Origin of the sequence: Alcanivorax sp. (assembly GCF_017794965.1) — a bacterium.
Lineage (GTDB): Bacteria > Pseudomonadota > Gammaproteobacteria > Pseudomonadales > Alcanivoracaceae > Alcanivorax.
In genome coordinates, this window is sequence record NZ_CP051240.1 from 997,326 (window position 1) to 1,015,097 (window position 17,772).

Sequence of the window (17,772 nt, forward strand, 5' to 3'; positions counted from 1 at the left end):
TCATGGTGCACATTCATGGCCCGGCGTAGGTTACGAGGCTTTCAGGCGCTACCGTTCAGGAGAACGCACCGTGGGCAAGAAGCTTTCCATTTTTGATGCCGGCTTTCTGATGATGGAAACCCGGGAAACCCCCATGCATATCGGCATGCTGCAACTCTATGGCCTGCCGGAGGGCGCTCCGGATGATTATCTTGAGCAGATCTACCGTCGCATGGTGGATGTGGAAGGCATTTGTCGTCCGTTCAACCAGAAACTGCACTCGCGGGTGCCGGGCAGGGTGGATGCCTCCTGGATCACCGATGAGAACTTTGATATCGACTACCACGTGCGCCATTCGGCACTGCCCCGTCCGGGCCGGGTGCGCGAGTTGCTGGCACTGGTATCGCGCCTGCATGCCCAGCGCCTCGATCCCCGTCGCCCGTTGTGGGAGTGCTATCTCATTGAGGGGCTGGAAGGAAACCGCTTCGCCGTCTACAACAAGATGCACCACGCCATGATGGACGGTGCCGGTGGTATGAATCTGTTGCAATCGCGCATGTCCACCAACCCGGGGGATTCCCTGCCTCCCCCCTGGTCTTCCGAGTGGAACACCCGCCTTCCCCGCAAGCGCAAGAAGAAAAAGCCCGCGCCGGTGGGACTGATCAAGTCGCTGCGCAATGTGCAGCGTGGCACCAGCCAGTTTGTGGACCTGATGCGTCAGCCCAAGGAAAGCAACATCAAGACCATCTATCAGGCGCCGAAAACGGTGTTTAACCATCGGGTGACCGGTGCCCGCCGTTTTGCTGCCCAGTCCTGGTCACTGGATCGTATCAAGAAGGTGGCAGAGCAGCACGATGGCACCGTAAACGATATCTTTCTGGCCATGTGCGGCGGCGCCATGCGTCGCTATCTGTTGTCGCTGGACAAGCTGCCCCACGATCCTCTGGTGGCCCAGGTGCCGGTGGCGCTGCGTTCCATGGAAGAAGCCGGTGAAGGAGGCAATGCCATCACTACGGTACAGGTCAGCCTGGGTACCCATCTGCATGAACCCACAGAGCGACTGGAGGCCATCAAGGATTCCATGAATGGGGTGAAGGGGCGCTTGAAGTCCATGGAAAAAGCGGAGATCGATATTTTCACCATGATCTCCAACCTGCCGTTATCGGTGGGCCAGATGACCGGCATTTCCGGGCGTATGAACCCGCTGTTCAACCTGGTGATTTCCAATGTGCCGGGGCCGAAGGAGCCCTTGTACATGGGCGATGCCAAGATGCTGGCCTCGTATCCGGTGTCGCTGGTGATGCACGGTTATGCGCTCAACATCACTGTGTTCAGCTACTGTGACAGCCTTGAGTTCGGCATCATCGCTTGCCGGGAAACCCTGCCCCGGATTCAGCGCATGCTGGATTATCTGGAAGAGTCGCTGGTGGAGCTGGAAGGGAAGTAGATCGGCAACTCCGGGCCAGACGCCGGTCGTCTGGCCCGGTGTTCGGCTTATGCCTGGCGTTTGCGGTGACCATCGCGCATGTGGTTGACCGCTTCACCGGCCAGGGTCTTGCCTTCCAGTTGATAGGCGCGGGCAAACCCTTTTACGTAGCGACCTTCCCGCGGGATCAGGCGGAACAGCTTGAAATCCCCCAGGGTGCTCAGGTTGAGAATGCGCTCGCCCAGACGCTGGTGAAGCGTCTCTACACCGGTCTTCCATTCCGGGCTGTCCTCCTGCAGCTTTTCGGCATCCATCAAATAGTTCACCCGCTTGCGGGCAAACAGTTCTTCTGCGCTGTCTTCATCTTCCACGATCAGCACAGAGGCCTGCGGGTTGGCTTGCAGATTGCGCGCATGCACGGCAATTTCGCTGATCAACACATAGAGGCACTCGTCGCCGATGGCGAAGGGCGCATAGGACGCAAAGGGCGCGCCGTCGTCGCGGATGCTGGCCAGTTGCAAGCTGCGCCGGCTGTGGATGAAGTCGACCACTTCCTGGTTGATCTTGCGGGTAAAACGTTCACTGCTCATTGGTCGGCTCCGGTGTTGGGCAGGCTGAGGGTGTCACGAATGCTCAGGTAGGTTTTCAGTTGCTTCTCCAGCAGTTGGCCATTGCCGTCGCGGCCGAGAAACACTTTGAAAATGTTGTCGCCCTGCTTGTCCTGAAAGCAGAACGCATGGCTGTCACGGCCACGGTGCTGGCGGCTCTGCAAATAGATATGGCCGATGGCCTCCAGGCGGATATGGCCGTGGAAGCCGGGAACCGGACCATCCAGATTGAAATACCCTTCCCCTTCCTTGCCGGCGGGGAAGGGGCCCTTGAATTCGAACACACAGCTGCCGTGCAGCACGATGGTGGTGGTGTTGTCCCAGGTGGCGAGCAGCTGCATCAAGGCTTTGGCGTCACTGCCTGGCAACGAAGGTTGTGGCTGGGTCTTGAGCGTCTCCAGGCGCTATCAGAATTGATAGCGCAATGAGGAAATGATCGCGCGGCCGGGGTTGTCCAGTTCGGACCAGGCCACCCGGTAGCTGCGGTCGGTGATGTTGTTAACGGTCACATCGGCACGGATGGCCGGCCAGGCTTTCGGGGTCCAGCTGGCATACAAGTCGGTGACGGTGTAGCCGTCGTAGGTGGTGTTGCCGGTGTTGGTGGCGTAATCGGTTAGGTCCTGTTCACGGGCGTGGATCATGCGAACACCGGCGGTGAACTGGTTATCCCAAAAGCCGTAGAACAGGTCGGCGTTCAGGGTGTCTGCCGGGATATTGGTCAGGTCTTCACCGGTATCTTCGTCTTCACCGCGGGTCTGGCCATAGCCGAGTCGAACACCGAGCGCCTCAAGACGGTATTCTGCTTCCAGCTCGAAGCCTTCCAGGGTGGCCTTGTCCACGTTGACCCAGTAGGTGTTGCCCGGGTCCATGGCCGGTGGGGGGAAGAACACGGGCGGGGTCACGATTTGTTCAATGAAGTTGTCCACCTTGTTCTGGAAGATGGCCGCCTTGACGGTGAGGTTGTCGCCCCCGGCCAGCTCGCTCCAGTCCATGCGCACCAGCAATTCGTTGTTGGCGGCCTGTTCCGGATCCAGATCCGGGTTGGAAACGAAGGTGTTGCAGAACCCCGGGCCCATGCAGAAATGGGTACCGGTGCTGTACAACTCTTCGGCGCTCGGGGCCCGGAAGGCCTGGTCGTGACGAAGGGTGACACGGGCCCACTCGGCCGCTTGCCAGCTCAGCGCCGCAGAAGGGGAGACGGCGCTGTCACTGCGGTCTTCGTTGAGGTTGTCGGCCTCGGTGGCGAAGTCGTCATAGCGCACGCCGAGCTCCAGATCCAGCGAGCCGGTGAGTGGATAGGTACCCTGGGCAAAGACGCCCCAGACATCGGTGGTGGCGTCCGGCGGGGTGGGCCGGTTGCTGCCGCCCCGCTCTGCACTGAATTGTTCCTGATAGCCGTCCACCCCCATCAGCAACTCCAGTTTGCCGAGCATGGCGGTGTGGTTCAGGTTGATGCCGTACAGGTCCAGCTGGGTGCTGTCCGGGCGGCCATCACTTTCGCGGGTTTCATCCATCTCCACGCCATTCCAGTAGAACATGGCCTGGCTGTTGGTGCCGTCACCGTTGCCCAGGTGGCGGTAGTCGATGGCCGCATTGCGGGTGGTCTGGTCGCGCTGGATCAGGAAGTTGCTTGTGCCATTGGCGGGGGCGCTGCCGTTGGAAGGCACGCCGCCGGAGAAGTCCGCTTGCCGCGCGGTAAAGGCAATGTTCTGGTTATCGGCCAGATGCCAGACCAACTTGCCCATTCCACCCTCTTCGCGGCTGGCTGAATTGGCCAGTTCCTGATCGTGGGACACTTCCATGTCGTCACTCTCGCGGTTGTAACCACTGAACAGCCAATCCAGATGCCTGGTGGTGCCTGCCACGGCGGCGCTGCCGCGTTTGTCATTGTTGTTGTCGTTGTAGGTGCCTTTCAGGAAACCGCCGACGCTGGCATCGGGCTGGATCAGGTCGGTGGGATCCACGGTGTTGAATGAGGCGACACCGCCGACCGCGCCAGAGCCCCACAGGTTGCTGGCCGGGCCACGAATTACCTCTGCAGAGCGAATCAGCTCGGGCTCGATGAAGTAACTGGGGCGGTGGCCGGATTCAAAGACCTGTCGTGCACCGTCCACCAGTTGCAGTACCCGGGCGCCTTCCAGGCCACGGATATTGATATGTTGATTTTCAGAACGGGGGCCACCCACGGTGGTGACATTGGGGATGTCCTTGACCAGCTCCGGCGCGGAGCTGGCCTGACGGCTCTCGATGCTTTCCGCGCTGACGGTGGCCACGGAGCGGGTGGCCTCTTTTTCCGTTTTGTTGTCACGGGTTGCGGTGACAGTGATCGGGGCCAGTTCGGCCAGCACTATCGGTTCTTCTGCAGAGGTGTCAGCCAGAGCCGGGCTGGCTGACAGGGCGATTGCCAGGGACAGGGCACGTTTGCGCAAAAACATGTGGGTTTCCTCACAAGCCAAAAAAGAGAGCGAATTTGCCTGGCGTGCGAGGGGCTGGCTGGGCAGTAATCAGAATTGGGGCGCAAGCATAGGCATTTGAATATGATATGTAAGCAGTAATCATTCTCATTGACGTTTATGGCTCAGACTGCCAGTATTTGCGCCACATTACGGGGGACGGGTACGTCTCCTCAGGGCGGTTGTGCTCGGAAATGCAACCTGAGAAAGGGGAGTTGTGGTGCGAATTCTTGAAATGATCGCAGGCTTGTCGATCAGTGTGGTCCTGGCTGTGCAGGTGCAGGCGGCTGAGCCCAAACGACTGATCAGTGCGGATGCAGGTGCCACCAACATGATTGTCGCGCTGGGGCTGGAGGATTCCCTAGTGGCGGTGGACGTGACCAGCCCGGCGTCTGGCGAGCTGGCTGAGTTGCCGCGCATTGGCTACCACCGCAACCTGTCTGCCGAGGGCTTGTTGAGCCTTTCACCGACTCATCTGGTGGGTACCGATCACATGGGCCCCGACACCACCTTGAATGTGCTGGAAGACGCCGGGGTTGAGCTGATTCGCTTGCCGGCGGCCTATTCCTTGCCTGCGCTGAAAAGCAATCTGCAGGCGATGGCAGAGGCGCTGGGTCGAGAGGCGCAGGCTCAGGGTCTGCTGGACCGTTTTGCTGCCCGGACCGCTGCGCTGCAGGCCCATTCCCTGAAGGGCAATAAGGTCGCGTTCATTCTCGGTGCGCGGGGTGGGTTTCGTCTCGCGGGCGCGGGCAGTAATGCCGGGCAGGCGATGATTGAGCTACTGGGAGCGGATAACGTGGCGGATTTTGAGAACTATCGTTCGGTCTCCACGGAGTCCCTGCTGGCCATGGAGCCGGATGTGATTTTGGTGGCTGGTGAGATGAGCACTGATCCAGCGGCGGCGCTATTGGAGAAGCAGCCCCTGTTGTCGCATACCCCAGCCGGTAAGGCGGGGCAAATCTACACGGTGGATGGTGCCACCCTGGTGGCGGGCTTGAGCCTGGCGGCGCTGGATGAGGCGGAGCGCGTCGCTAACGCAGTGCAGTCTTCCAGGCCGTCTGGCTACTAGGGCTTTGTCATGATGAATCGATTGCCGGCGGCCCCTGCGGCGGTGTTGCTGTGCGCCCTGCTGATGGTTGGAGTGGTGTTGTCCCTGACCCAGGGGGCGGTGTCCATGCCTGCCTCCGGCAGCTTGACCGCTATTTGGGATGCGCTGTTCAGTAGTGATCGCTCCGGGTTACTCCGCCACGAAAAAGTCATTGTGCTGGAGCTTCGCTTGCCGCGCTTGTTGCTGGCCATGCTGGTCGGCGCCATTCTGGCCCAATGCGGTGCGGTGATGCAGGGTCTGTTCCGTAATCCGCTGGCCGACCCGGGGATTATCGGGGTGTCCTCCGGGGCGGCGGTGGGCGCAGTGTTGGCGATCGTGTTGTTACCGGTCGCATGGCTGGTCTGGGCGGTACCGTCTGCGGCGTTTGTCACCGGGCTGCTGACCACCTTGCTGGTGTATTCGCTGGCACGTTCCTCGGCGGGTACGTCTGTGGTCATGTTGCTGCTGGCGGGGGTGGCGGTGGCCGCGTTCGCTGGCGCGGGGATCGGCTTTCTCAGTTACTTCACCGATGACGCCCGGTTGCGAGAGCTCAGTGTCTGGCAAATGGGGTCGCTGAATGGGGCCAATCACCAGCAGGTGTTGCTGGCGTTGGTAGCGTTTGCGGTATTGGCGATCTGGTTTCAGCGCCGGGCCGGGCCGCTCAATGCCTTTTTGTTGGGGGAATCCGAGGCGCGCCATCTGGGGGTGCCCGTGGAGCGCATGAAACTGGAGTTGATTGTGCTGGCAGCGCTGGGGGTGGGCGTCGCGGTGGCGTGCAGCGGCATTATCGGCTTTGTGGGGCTGGTGGTGCCGCACCTGGTGCGCTTGTCCTGTGGCCCGGATCACCGCCGCCTGTTGCCGCTGTCGGCGCTGACCGGAGCAATGTTGTTGATGCTTTCGGACCTGGCCGCGCGCACCCTGGCCAGCCCGGCAGAATTACCCGTGGGCTTGCTCACGGCCCTGCTGGGTGCGCCGTTCTTTCTGATCCTGCTGCTTCAGCAGCGCAAGCAATGGAGTCTGTCCGGTGCTTGAGATTAGTGATCTGCTTGTTGAAGCCGGTGGTCGGCGTTTGCTGCAACTGGACAATCTGCGTCTGCCCGCGGGGCAGTTTGTGGCATTGCTGGGGCCCAATGGCGCGGGGAAGTCTTCATTGCTCAAGGCCATTAGTGGCGAGGTGACTTGCCGTGGAGAGTTGCTTTTCCACGGTCAATCACTGCGGCACTGGAACAGCCTGCAGCGGGCCCGACATGTTGCAGTGCTACCCCAGGCCAGCAGCCTGACGTTCCCGTTCAGTGTCCGTGAAGTGGTTGAGATGGGATTGATGCCGTTGTCCATGTCGCGCCAGGCCGGCGCCGATGTGGTGCGGGCCGCCATGATTGATACGGATTGCTTGCACCTGGCCGCGCGCAGTTTTCCCGGTTTGTCCGGTGGTGAAAAACAGCGGGTGCACCTGGCCCGAGTACTGGTGCAGCTGGTGCAGGCAGAAAAAACGCCGCTGCTGCTGCTGGATGAACCCGTGTCTGCCCAGGATCTGGGGCAGCAACACAACATTTTGCGGCTGGCGGTGCGGCTGGCCCAGCAGCGAGGCATTACCGTACTGGCGGTATTGCACGACCTGAATCAGGTGCTGCGTTATGGCATGCGCTGTCTGGTGCTGGCGGAAGGGGAGCTGGTAGCGGATGGTGCGCCGCAACAGACCCTCACGCCCGAGCGAATTGAAGACGTATGGGGCTATCGTCCCGAGCGTTACCTGTCGGAAGAGCATTTTGCGTTGCTCTGAAAATGCTAAAGTGCGTTCCAGACCTGTTACTGGAGCGATGCGTGAACTCCCGAGACATTCCCGATGCAATTGAATCCCTGGCCCTGCGACTGACCCGCCAGCGTCTGATGGTGGTGACGGCAGAGTCCTGCACCGGCGGCGGTATCGCCCAGGCCATGACGGCCCTGCCTGGCTCGTCCGCCTGGTTCGAGCGCGGCATGGTGTCCTATTCCAATGAAGCGAAGCAGGACCTGCTGGGTGTACAGGCGCAGACACTGGACAGCCATGGGGCGGTCAGTCAAGCAACCGCACTGGAAATGGCCCGCGGTGCCATCGAGCATTCCCGCGGTCATATCAGTGTGGCGGTGACCGGCGTGGCCGGGCCGGATGGAGGCACCCCGGACAAACCGGTGGGCACGGTGTGGATCGCCTGGGCGCAGAAGCAGGGCCCTGCCGAGGCGCAGTGCTTTCACTTTGCCGGCGATCGCCATGCCGTTCGTCAGCAGACCATTCTGGCCGCCATCGAGGGCTTGAATGCGCGCCTGCAGTAGTCACAATTGCCCGATCAGACAAACAGGGTTGCAAAGCACAGGAATACCTGTTCATAATACTGTCCATATTGTCAGTGCTGACTGAAAGGCCAGTTTTGACGACACAGATACCGGCGATGCAATGACTGTCACGCCGACACAGGAGAGGGGTCACAATGAGCGATAAATCCAAGGCGTTGTCCGCCGCACTGTCCCAGATTGAACGTCAGTTTGGTAAAGGTTCCGTGATGCGCATGGGCGACCAGAAGCGCGAGCGGATCCCGGCCATTTCCACCGGCTCCCTGGGGCTGGATATCGCACTGGGTATTGGCGGTTTGCCGAAAGGCCGTATCGTGGAAATCTACGGTCCGGAATCCTCCGGTAAGACCACCCTGACCCTGAGCGTGATCGCCGAAGCCCAGAAGAAAGGCGCCACCTGTGCCTTCGTGGATGCGGAGCACGCGCTGGACCCGGATTACGCCGAGAAGCTGGGTGTGAACGTTGATGACCTTATCGTGTCCCAGCCGGATACCGGTGAGCAGGCACTGGAAATCACCGACATGCTGGTGCGCTCCGGTGCCGTGGATGTGGTGATTGTGGATTCCGTGGCGGCGTTGGTGCCCAAGGCGGAAATCGAAGGTGAAATGGGCGACGCCCACGTTGGTCTGCAGGCCCGTCTGATGAGCCAGGCGCTGCGCAAGATTACCGGTAACGTGAAGAATGCCAACACCCTGGTGGTGTTCATCAACCAGATCCGCATGAAGATCGGGGTGATGTTCGGTAACCCGGAAACGACCACCGGGGGTAATGCCCTCAAGTTCTACTCCTCCGTGCGCCTGGACATTCGACGCATTGGTGCCGTGAAGCAGGGCGACGAAGTCACCGGTAATGAAACCCGTGTGAAAGTGGTGAAGAATAAGGTCTCCCCGCCGTTCCGTCAGGCTGAGTTCCAGATTCTTTACGGCCAGGGCATCAACCAGCTGGGTGAAGTGCTGGATCTGGGTGTACAGCAGGGCCTGGTTGACAAGTCCGGTGCCTGGTACGCCTACAAGGGTGACAAGATTGGCCAGGGCAAACAGAACGCCTGTGATTACCTGCGTGAGAATCCGGCCATTGCCCAGGAGATCGAGAAGGAAATCCGTGCTCGTCTGCTGGCTGTTCCGGGCGACGCTCCGGCTGAGGCCGAAGAGGAAGCCGAACTGGGCGATGAATAAACCGCTTACCGAATCCGAGTTGCGTCAGCGGGCGGTCAGCCTGCTGGCGCGCCGGGATCATGCCCGCCGCGAGCTGGAAACCAAGCTGCGCAGCAAGGTGGGGGAGCATCCGGCATTGGCGTCGGTGATCCAGTGGTGCGAGGAACAGGGTTTCATCGATGACCGGCGCTTTGCCGGTTTTTTTGTGCGTTCGCGCATCGAACGAGGCCATGGCCCGCTGCGTATCCGCCAGGAGATGCAGCTGAAAGGCGTGGATCGGGAGCTGATTGAAGCGGCTATCCGTGACGCCGGTGAAGATAGTGGCATCGACTGGTTTGCCCTGGCCCGGGATGCTCGCGCCCGCCGTTTCCGTAGCTATCCGCAGGATCAGAAAGAAAAAGCCAGACAACTGCGCTTTCTGCAAAGCCGCGGTTTCGATGCGGAACAAAGTTTCGCCGCTCTGGATGTGCGGGAAGAAGAATAACCGCTCTTTTCTGATTCATTGCGGATTAGCGGGAAGGTGCTGCTACCAAGGCCTTCCAGCAGGAGCGTCGGTTATTCGCTTCGCTCACCCCTGCGGGGCTGCCTTGCCAGGCGTTCCTTCGCTGCGCTCGGTGGCGGCGCGATTCAAGCGCTTAACTTGCCTTGGGTCAAATCCATGTCTGGTGGGAGATTCAGCTTGCTGAACGAAGGCTCTGGTGGCATGCCCAGGTCTACCGCAGCATTCGTTCAGCAAGCTGAACTTCCCACACAAGTAGCAAAGCCTGTTTTACCACAGAGGTCGCAGAGATCACCGAGTTAAAACAGGGGGTATCTGCTGGGGAACCCGTATCCCTTAACTGATGGCTGAAGTGGAAGGTTGTTGAAACCACGGAGGCATTATTCGCGTGCAGGCACGCTCCCACAGGTAAGTCTTGAGCATTTCGAAGTGACGACCTGCTCAGGTTTTGATGATTCCGTCAGGCGTCAGGCATCCAGCGTCCCCAATCAGAACTCTTCCTCAGACAGCCGCTGCATCTCTTTCATGCGACCGTTGAGTTTGCTGTACAGGGCAAAATCTTTCTCGGCATCGTTGAGGGCATACTGCATTTGCTGCAGGGCCTTGCTGTCGTTACCCCGCAGGAACTGGCTTTCAGCCCGGGCGTGGAGGGCGCGTACCCGGTCGCCGCTGTTGCCATAGGCATCGGCGGCAAGGTCCCAGATATAGGGGTCGGTGGGACGACGGTTCAGCAGTGACTTTAGCACCGGCATGGCACGCGTCGGTTGCTGGCTGCGTAGATAGGCGCGGCTGAGCAGGATGGACGCTGCATAGTCATCCGGGGAAACCTTGAGCACCCGCTGAGCTTCGCGGATGGCGGTGTCGTACTGCTCTTCGTCCAGCGCAATTTCGGCCAGTCCCAGACGGAACCAGAGTTCATCCGGGTAGATGTTGGCCAGTTGTTCCATCAGTGAGCGTGCCTGGTCGTAGTGGTTGGCGCGCAGGTGGCTGAGGGCCAGACCGTAACGGGCTGCTTGCAGGGCAAGGGCGCTGCGTTCGTTGCTATAGCGTTCGAAGTAGTCGATGGCCTGGTCGTCGCCCTGGATGAAGGCGGCGCGTAACCTTGCCTGGACCAGCAGATACTGGGGAGAGATGGACAGTGGTGGAGAGGGCAGATTGCGTGCTCGGGCACGGCTGTCGGCGATACGGCTTTCGGTGACCGGGTGAGTCAGCAGGAACTCCGGCGGATCACCGGAAAACTGTTGCTGGTTGTGCATCCGTTCGAAAAAACGAGGCATGGCGTCGGGGTCCATGCCGGCAGCGGCCAGTGTTTGCATGCCGACCCGGTCCGCTTCCCGTTCGTTCTGTCGTGAATAGGCCAGCTGGCTGTGAATGGCGGCGGCCTGTGTGGCCGCCATGCCGGCCATACCGGCTTCACCGTCGCCGGCAATGGCCACCGCGAGGCTGGCCAGCATGGCAGCCAGCACTGCGGTGTTGACCTTCTTGGAGTCCAGATAACGGCGCGCAAAATGGCGCTGGCTCACGTGCGCGATTTCGTGTGCCACCACGCCGCCCACTTCGGCTTCCCCGTGAGCATTGAGGAACAGCCCGGCATTGAGGCCGATGACGCCACCGGGTACGGCAAACGCGTTGATTTGCCGGCTGTTGATGACCACGATATCCAGGTCGGGTTCTTTCAGGTCACTGAAAGACGCCAGCCTGTAGACCAGACTTTCCACGTATTCCTGCACCAGCGGATCCGACATGATGGAGGTCTGGCCGCGCAGCTGCCGCAACCATGCCCGTCCCAGCCGGTACTCCTGATCTGCAGACATCAGTGCGGCGGTGGGATCGCCCAGCACCGGGAGGTCATCATTGGCGCTGGCCGGGTACACGGCCAGGCAGCACAGCAGCAGAAACACGCGTTGTAGCAACTTCAATCAGGACTCCATATCGGATGGGCAGGCATGTGACTATAATGCCGTCAGGCAGATAAACAATGAAACCCTGTGCATGACTGATCCGTTAATTGACCTTCACATCGATGCTTCAGAGCTGCAATGTCCCATGCCGCTTCTCAAGACCCGTCAGGCTCTCAGACACCTGAATGCCGGGCAGGTTCTCGAAGTGGTCGCCACGGATGCATCGTCGGCGCAGGATATCCCTGCCTATTTGAGACAATCCTGTCACCAACTGGTTCGCTGTGATGAACAACCCGGGCGCTGGAGATTCCTGATTCGCCGCGGAGAAAGGGAGAGCTGATGGTACGAATTCTGAAGCACTGGGTGGATCAGTACTTCTCTGACGAAGAAGCCGTGTACCTGCTGGTGGTGCTGGTTTCCGTGGGCCTGGTCATCGCCTTTCTGGGGGGGATGCTCGCCCCGGTGCTGGCGGCCATGGTCATCGCTTATCTGATGCAGGGGCTGGTGTCGGCGCTGGAGCGCCGTGGCCTGCGTCGCATGATGGCGGTGAGTCTGGTGTTTACCCTGTTTCTCGGGGTGCTGATTGCCACCCTGGTGGTGCTGTTGCCGCTGGTCTGGAAGCAGACGGTCCTGTTGGTCCGTGACCAGCTGCCCCATGTGCTCAAGAATGGAGAGGCCTGGCTGCGGGAACTGCCCAACCGGTATCCGGAGATTGTTTCCATTGAGCAGATCGATTCCATCGTTGCCGTGATCCAGCGGGAGGTGGCGGTGGTGGGGCAGGGTGTGCTGACCCTGTCACTGTCTTCCATTCCCAACCTGGTGGAAGTCATGGTGTTTCTGGTGTTGCTGCCGCTGCTGGTGTTCTTCTTTCTCAAGGACAAGGACGCCCTGGTGGGCTGGCTGATGCGTTTTTTGCCGGACCGGCGGCGGGTGCTGTCCCATGTCTGGCAGGAAATGGACGGGCAGATCGCCAACTATGTACGCGGCAAGGCCATCGAGATTCTGCTGGTCGGCAGCGCCACTTTTGTGGCCTTCATCCTGTTCGGGCTCAACTATGCGGTACTGCTCAGTGTGCTGGTGGGCTTGTCCGTGGTGGTGCCCTATATTGGCGCCACCGTGGTGACCCTGCCCGTGGCGGCTGTAGCCTATGTCCAGTTTGGTTGGGGCGGGGATTTTGCCCTGGTGATGGTGGTGTACGGGATTATCCAGTTTATTGACGGCAATCTGCTGGTGCCGCTGCTGTTCTCGGAAGCGGTCAATCTGCACCCGGTGGCGATCATTACCGCCATCCTGCTGTTTGGTGGCATGTGGGGGTTGTGGGGGGTATTTTTTGCCATCCCGCTGGCGACCCTGATCAAGGCGGTGATTAACGCCTGGCCCAGTCAGGGCGATTATTCCTCCGGGAACACGGAAGACGCAGCCGCAGAATGATGCATGAAAAGGGGCGGATCAAGCGCCCCTTTCTTGTTCCACCGCAAGCGTATTCGGGCGGCGCGATTCGAACACCGGCAGACGTGAGCTACCACTGAGGCTCGCTAGATGCCCAGAGCGTCCAGCTCGGCGAGCAGGTCTTCGTGGTGGGTCTTGGTCTTGAACTTGTCCATGACCTTCACCAACTTGCCATCCTTGCCGACGATGAAGCTGGTGCGGATCAGACCCATGAATTCCTTGCCCATGAACTTCTTCATGCCCCAGCAGCCATATTTTTCTGCCACTGCATGATCTTCATCGGACAGCAGGCTGAAGTTCAGGTCGTGCTTTTCGATGAACTTGGGCAGGCGTGCTACCGGGTCCGGGCTGATGCCAAACACCACCACGCCACGCTTCTCCAGCTCCGCTTTGGTGTCCCGGATGCCGCAGGCCTGGGTGGTACAGCCCGGGGTCAATGCCTTGGGGTAGAAAAAGATTACCACCGGATGCTTGCCCTTGAACTGTTTCAGCTCAACGGTGTTGCCGTCCTGATCCTGCAGTTTGAAGTTGGGTGCCAGATTACCAATCTTGGGGTGTGCCATGTCTTAGTCCAGTTCCCTGTCTTTGGGTTAGTGTCTTGCGTGTTGCCTGAAGCGTGATGCGTGTAGCGGTTCTTACCGCTTCGGGCTCATGGTGGCATCCAGGTTGCGTGCCTCACAGAAATCCAGGAAGGCATCGCGCAGCTGGGCAACGGATTGTTCCGCGCTCATGCTCAGTACCAGGTGAAGGCTGAACATGGGGGTGCCAGTGTGAGGGGCAGCATAGGTGCCGGTGTGCAGGTCATCAATATTGATGCTGCGGGACGAAAAGAAATTGGCGATCTCATGAACAATCCCAGGGTTGTCCATGGCGACCACCTCCACCTCATAGGGCAGGGAGGCCGGGCGCTGATCCCTCCGCTGGGTGCGTTTGAGGGTGATCAGCAGGTCCAGTTCCTGGCTGAGCGTCGCCTGGTCTGCTTCCAGCTGCGCCAGCGTACCCTCGCTGCCCGAGACCAGCATCAACACCGCAAATTCGCCGCCCAGCACCGTCATGCGGGAATCCAGAATGTTACCCTGGCGCTCAAGGACGGCGCGGGAAAGGGATTCAACGATGCCGGGGCGGTCCGACCCCAGCGCAGAAATAACGATCAACTGTTCCATATGACGCTCCCTGAGATCCGCGTTTCAGAGGCTTCCGAAGAGGCCGTTCTGGCTATTATTGGAATGAGTAGCAACAAGAGTGTAGTGCGGGGAGCAGGATTGTGCACGGCGGGAATCGGGGACACCGCATGTCGCCTTTATGCGGCACATCTGGCGTCCAGCCCTGTCGGAGTTTACCATAGCGCCCTTCACCATTTCGGCAGGGTCCGGTACCCGTGGGCACCGGTTTTGCGGCCAACAGGAGACAGGCATGATTCGCGGCAGCATTGTAGCGCTGGTTACCCCCATGCGAGAGGACGGTTCCGTCGACTGGGAACATCTTCGCTCGCTGGTGAACTGGCATGTGGATCAGGGTACCCACGCCATCGTGGCGGTGGGCACGACGGGTGAATCCGCAACCCTCGGTTTCGAAGAACACGACAGTGTGATTCGCGAAGTGGTTGCCATCGCCAAGGGCCGTATTCCGGTGATCGCCGGTACCGGTGCCAACAATACCGAAGAAGCCATTCGCCTGACCCGTGACGCCAAGCGTGACGGTGCTGATGCCTGCCTGCTGGTGACGCCTTATTACAACAAGCCGCCCCAGGAAGGCCTGTATCAGCATTACCTGGCGGTTGCCCGTGCCGTGGATATCCCGCAGATCCTCTACAATGTACCGGGAAGGACGGCCTGCGACATGTTGCCGGAAACCGTGGAGCGACTGAGCAAGGTGCCCAACATCATCGGTATCAAGGAAGCCACCGGCAACCTGGAGCGGGCCCGCGAGATCCGCGAGCGTTGTGGTGGCGATTTCATGCTCTACTCCGGCGACGACGCCACCGCTTGCGAATTCATCCTTGCCGGCGGCCATGGCGACATTTCCGTGACGGCCAACGTGGCCCCCGCCAAGATGGCGGCCATGTGTGAAGCCGCGCTGGAGGGTGATGCCGACAAGGCGCGGGCACTGAATGCGGAACTTGAACCCCTGCACCGTGATCTGTTTATTGAAGCGAATCCGATTCCGGTGAAATGGGCATTGTATGAAATGGGCCTGATTGATGCGGGTATCCGGCTGCCGCTGGTGTCGCTGTCCGAAGTGGCCCAGCCCCGGTTGCGCGATTCCCTGCGTCAGTGCGGGCTTCTGGAGGCTAAATGAAGCAAGTGGAAACGACCCCTTTGCGTCGCTTTTCGATCCTGAGGGGGCGTTTGCCGGGTAGTCTGGCGGTGCTGGCGGTGATCAGCGGCTGTAGCTGGCTGCCCAACAGCAGTCTTGAGTATCGGGATGCGGCGGTCACCGACCCGATTCAGGTGCCGGAAGGCGGAGTGTTCATCGGCGAGCAGGCGCTGTACGACGTGCCCCGCCAGGATGACCGCCTGATCGGCAAAGGGCCCGATGAAGACAAGTACGAGCCACCCACACCGCCGGAACTGGTGGTGTTGGGCAATGTGCCTGAGGATGATGAGGATTTACCCGCACCGTCGGGAGAGTCCGCCAGAGCGATTCTGGCCCGTGACGGCAATGGCTACCCGATTCTGATGATGTCCACACGCTATGCGTGGGCCTGGGAATATATTGGCGATGCCCTGAAAGACACGGACCTGAAAGTGTCGGACCGGGACCGCGAAATCGGGGTGTTTTACCTTCGGGTGCCCTCGCGCTATGAACTTGGTGCCCGTGAGGCCCAGCTGAAGCTCAGCCATACCACCAACGGGATCCAGGTGGCGGTACTGAATGAGAAAGGCACGGCGCTGGTTGAGAAAGCGCCGGGACAGGCCATCCTTGAACGTATCTATGAAGAGCTGGAATAGGCTTTGATGCGTCTGGCTTCGCTGGGCAGCGGCAGCAAGGGCAATGCCACCCTGATCCAGGCCGATGACACCCTGGTGTTGGTGGATTGCGGTTTTACCGTCAAGGAAACCCTGGCCCGACTGGCCCGGCATGGACTGCCCGCCGATAGCCTGAGCGCCATTCTGGTTACCCACGAACATGGTGATCATGTGCGCGGTGCTGGCGCTTTGGCCCGTAAGACCGGCTGCCCGGTTTACAGTACCTTTGGCACGGCCTGTGCAGTCAGGGACAAGCCAGCCGGGTTCCGCAATGCGGACTGGCAAGAGGTTCGTCCAGGGCGAGCTTTTCAGGTAGGTGCGCTGGAGATCCTGCCTGTGCTGGTGCCGCATGATGCCCGTGAACCCTGCCAGTACCGCTTTTCCTGGCAGGGGCGCACCGTGGGCGTGCTGACCGACCTGGGGTCGATCACCCCCCACGTGGTGGATGCCTACAGCGACTGTGATGCACTGGTGTTGGAATGCAACCATGACCGCCAGATGCTGGAGGGCGGCCCTTATCCGTTGTCGTTGAAACGCCGGGTGGGTGGTATGTTAGGGCACCTGAGCAATGATCAGGCGGCGGCGCTGTTGCGCCAAACCAACGTGGACCGCCTGCAACACCTTGTACTGTCTCACCTGAGTGAGCAGAACAATACGACCTTGCTGGCGCAAGACGCCATCGAGCAGGTGATCACCTGCGGTCGTGAACGCATTGGTGTGGCCAGTCAGACCGAAGGGTTTGACTGGCTGCAGATACATTAGGGAGTTTCCGGACAGGCCCCTCAGGGCGCTGGCGGCAGGCTTCCATAACTCTGGTGATAGGTCTTTTCATGGAAAAACGCGAAGAGTTGTATGCTGGCAAAGCCAAGTCTGTGTACACCACTGATGATGCCGACAGTCTGGTAATGGTGTTCCGTGACGACACCTCGGCCTTTGATGGCAAGAAGAAGGAAGCCCTGGCGCGCAAGGGTGCGGTGAACAACCAGTTCAACGCCGCCATCATGGAAAAGCTGAAGGCGGCCGGTATTCCCTGTCACTTTGAAAAGATGCTGTCTCCCACCGAATCGCTGGTGAAAAAACTCGAGATGATTCCGGTGGAGTGTGTGGTGCGGAACATTTCCGCCGGCTCAATCTGTCGTCGCCTTGGCGTGGAAGAGGGCCTGGATTTGACGCCCCCCACGTTTGAATTCTTCCTCAAGAACGATGACCTGGGCGACCCCATGGTTAACGACTACCACATCCGCAGCTTTGGCTGGGCCACGGACGAGCAAGTGGCTGAAATGAAGGCGCTGACCTTCAAGGTCAACGATGTGCTCAAGCAGCTGTTCCTGGATGGCGGCATGCTGCTGGTGGATTACAAACTGGAATTTGGCGTGTTTAATGGGGAAGTGCTGCTGGGCGATGAATTCAGCCCGGATGGCTGCCGCCTGTGGGACAAGGAAACCCGCGAAAAGCTGGACAAGGACCGCTTCCGCCAGGGGCTGGGCGGCGTGGTTGAAGCCTACGAAGAAGTGGGCCGTCGTCTGGGGATGACGTTCGAGTATTAAGTTTTACTGCCGGCCCCGGGGCCGGCAGCCCCAATAATAATAAGGAGACTCCCATGAAAGCCATGATTCGTCTGACCGCCGTTGCACTGCTGACAGCGGTATTGAGCGGCTGCTTCCTGACCAAAATTGTTACTACGCCGATGCGCCTGGTAGGCGCGGCCGGTTCGGTGGTGGGGGCTGCCTTGTCCATTATTCCCGTGGCCGGCAATGCGGCCGATGAGGCCCTGGAAAAAGTGGATGGCGCCATTGATACCAGCGCCGACAGCATCGACAAGATCCCGCTGTAACTGCCGCCGAGCCATAAATGCTGGCGCCAAGGTGCTTGTAATACGCCGGGGGCTGTGAAGAATAATGTTTGCGCCCTTCCCGGAC

General features: G+C 60.0%; 20 protein-coding genes. 14 read left to right on the top strand and 6 right to left on the bottom strand.

Annotated elements, in window-relative coordinates; all coding sequences use genetic code 11:
* Nucleotides 1–70: 70 nt before the first annotated feature.
* Complete coding sequence (locus HF945_RS04400) at nt 71–1,426, top strand: wax ester/triacylglycerol synthase family O-acyltransferase (protein ID WP_290524539.1); 1,356 nt, start codon at nt 71–73, stop codon at nt 1,424–1,426.
* A 47-nt stretch (nt 1,427–1,473) separates the two neighbouring features.
* Here the strand turns inward: HF945_RS04400 and HF945_RS04405 are convergent, their stop codons facing one another.
* From HF945_RS04405 to HF945_RS04415, 3 genes are read right to left on the bottom strand one after another with little or no spacing between them, the layout of a single operon-like run.
* A complete protein-coding gene (locus HF945_RS04405) occupies nt 1,474–1,995 on the bottom strand; it encodes a pyridoxamine 5'-phosphate oxidase family protein (RefSeq protein WP_290524540.1) in 522 nt (173 codons plus the stop codon).
* The gene (hutX, locus tag HF945_RS04410; protein ID WP_290525390.1) at nt 1,992–2,414 is read right to left on the bottom strand and encodes a heme utilization cystosolic carrier protein HutX; all 423 of its coding nucleotides are present in this window, start codon (nt 2,412–2,414) and stop codon (nt 1,992–1,994) included. Before hutX ends, HF945_RS04405 begins: the two co-directional genes overlap by 4 nt.
* A gap of 6 nt (nt 2,415–2,420) precedes the next feature.
* Entirely contained in the window at nt 2,421–4,448 is a 2,028-nt protein-coding gene (locus HF945_RS04415) for a TonB-dependent hemoglobin/transferrin/lactoferrin family receptor (RefSeq protein ID WP_290524541.1), read from the bottom strand.
* A 238-nt stretch (nt 4,449–4,686) separates the two neighbouring features.
* Between HF945_RS04415 and HF945_RS04420 the strand changes: the two genes are divergently transcribed.
* The 6 genes from HF945_RS04420 (at nt 4,687) to HF945_RS04445 (ending at nt 9,519) form a co-directional block, all read left to right on the top strand.
* Nucleotides 4,687–5,535, top strand: a complete 849-nt coding sequence (locus tag HF945_RS04420; protein ID WP_290524542.1) for an ABC transporter substrate-binding protein — start codon at nt 4,687–4,689, stop codon at nt 5,533–5,535.
* A 9-nt stretch (nt 5,536–5,544) separates the two neighbouring features.
* Entirely contained in the window at nt 5,545–6,585 is a 1,041-nt protein-coding gene (locus HF945_RS04425; RefSeq protein WP_290524543.1) for an iron ABC transporter permease, read from the top strand.
* Nucleotides 6,578–7,333, top strand: a complete 756-nt coding sequence (locus HF945_RS04430; protein WP_290524544.1) for a heme ABC transporter ATP-binding protein — start codon at nt 6,578–6,580, stop codon at nt 7,331–7,333. Before HF945_RS04425 ends, HF945_RS04430 begins: the two co-directional genes overlap by 8 nt.
* Nucleotides 7,334–7,374: 41 nt before the next feature.
* Nucleotides 7,375–7,863 carry a CinA family protein gene (locus HF945_RS04435; RefSeq protein ID WP_290524545.1) on the top strand — a complete coding sequence of 163 codons (489 nt, stop codon included), beginning with the start codon at nt 7,375–7,377 and terminating at the stop codon, nt 7,861–7,863.
* 155 nt (nt 7,864–8,018) lie between these two features.
* A complete protein-coding gene (gene recA / locus HF945_RS04440) occupies nt 8,019–9,056 on the top strand; it encodes a recombinase RecA (RefSeq protein WP_290524546.1) in 1,038 nt (345 codons plus the stop codon).
* Nucleotides 9,049–9,519, top strand: coding sequence for a regulatory protein RecX (locus tag HF945_RS04445; RefSeq protein ID WP_290524547.1), 471 nt, complete (start codon nt 9,049–9,051; stop codon nt 9,517–9,519). The genes recA and HF945_RS04445 overlap by 8 nt, the downstream gene beginning before the upstream one ends.
* A 503-nt stretch (nt 9,520–10,022) precedes the next feature.
* On the opposite strand, the gene HF945_RS04450 is transcribed toward HF945_RS04445, so the two are convergent.
* Nucleotides 10,023–11,453, bottom strand: a complete 1,431-nt coding sequence (locus HF945_RS04450) for a M48 family metalloprotease (RefSeq protein WP_290524548.1) — start codon at nt 11,451–11,453, stop codon at nt 10,023–10,025.
* Between the two features lie 73 nt (nt 11,454–11,526).
* Here HF945_RS04450 and HF945_RS04455 point away from each other — a divergent pair, with 73 nt between their 5' ends.
* Together HF945_RS04455 and HF945_RS04460 are read left to right on the top strand one after the other, a co-directional pair.
* Nucleotides 11,527–11,775 (top strand): sulfurtransferase TusA family protein, encoded by a 249-nt coding sequence (locus tag HF945_RS04455; RefSeq protein ID WP_290524549.1) that lies wholly within the window; start codon nt 11,527–11,529, stop codon nt 11,773–11,775.
* Nucleotides 11,775–12,866 (top strand): AI-2E family transporter, encoded by a 1,092-nt coding sequence (locus HF945_RS04460; RefSeq protein WP_290524550.1) that lies wholly within the window; start codon nt 11,775–11,777, stop codon nt 12,864–12,866. The genes HF945_RS04455 and HF945_RS04460 overlap by 1 nt, the downstream gene beginning before the upstream one ends.
* A 104-nt stretch (nt 12,867–12,970) precedes the next feature.
* Here the strand turns inward: HF945_RS04460 and bcp are convergent, their stop codons facing one another.
* Nucleotides 12,971–13,447 carry a thioredoxin-dependent thiol peroxidase gene (bcp, locus tag HF945_RS04465; RefSeq protein WP_290524551.1) on the bottom strand — a complete coding sequence of 159 codons (477 nt, stop codon included), beginning with the start codon at nt 13,445–13,447 and terminating at the stop codon, nt 12,971–12,973.
* A 72-nt stretch (nt 13,448–13,519) separates the two neighbouring features.
* Nucleotides 13,520–14,047 (bottom strand): ACT domain-containing protein, encoded by a 528-nt coding sequence (locus HF945_RS04470; protein WP_290524552.1) that lies wholly within the window; start codon nt 14,045–14,047, stop codon nt 13,520–13,522.
* 250 nt (nt 14,048–14,297) lie between these two features.
* Here HF945_RS04470 and dapA point away from each other — a divergent pair, with 250 nt between their 5' ends.
* From dapA to HF945_RS04495, 5 genes are all read left to right on the top strand, one after another.
* Entirely contained in the window at nt 14,298–15,182 is an 885-nt protein-coding gene (dapA, locus tag HF945_RS04475; RefSeq protein ID WP_290524553.1) for a 4-hydroxy-tetrahydrodipicolinate synthase, read from the top strand.
* The gene (locus HF945_RS04480) at nt 15,179–15,835 is read left to right on the top strand and encodes an outer membrane protein assembly factor BamC (protein WP_290524554.1); all 657 of its coding nucleotides are present in this window, start codon (nt 15,179–15,181) and stop codon (nt 15,833–15,835) included. Before dapA ends, HF945_RS04480 begins: the two co-directional genes overlap by 4 nt.
* 6 nt (nt 15,836–15,841) lie before the next feature.
* Entirely contained in the window at nt 15,842–16,615 is a 774-nt protein-coding gene (locus HF945_RS04485; protein WP_290524555.1) for an MBL fold metallo-hydrolase, read from the top strand.
* A gap of 68 nt (nt 16,616–16,683) precedes the next feature.
* Complete coding sequence (gene purC, locus HF945_RS04490) at nt 16,684–17,400, top strand: phosphoribosylaminoimidazolesuccinocarboxamide synthase (protein ID WP_290524556.1); 717 nt, start codon at nt 16,684–16,686, stop codon at nt 17,398–17,400.
* A 53-nt stretch (nt 17,401–17,453) separates the two neighbouring features.
* Nucleotides 17,454–17,687, top strand: coding sequence for a DUF6726 family protein (locus tag HF945_RS04495; protein ID WP_290524557.1), 234 nt, complete (start codon nt 17,454–17,456; stop codon nt 17,685–17,687).
* The last annotated feature ends 85 nt before the right edge of the window (nt 17,688–17,772 follow it).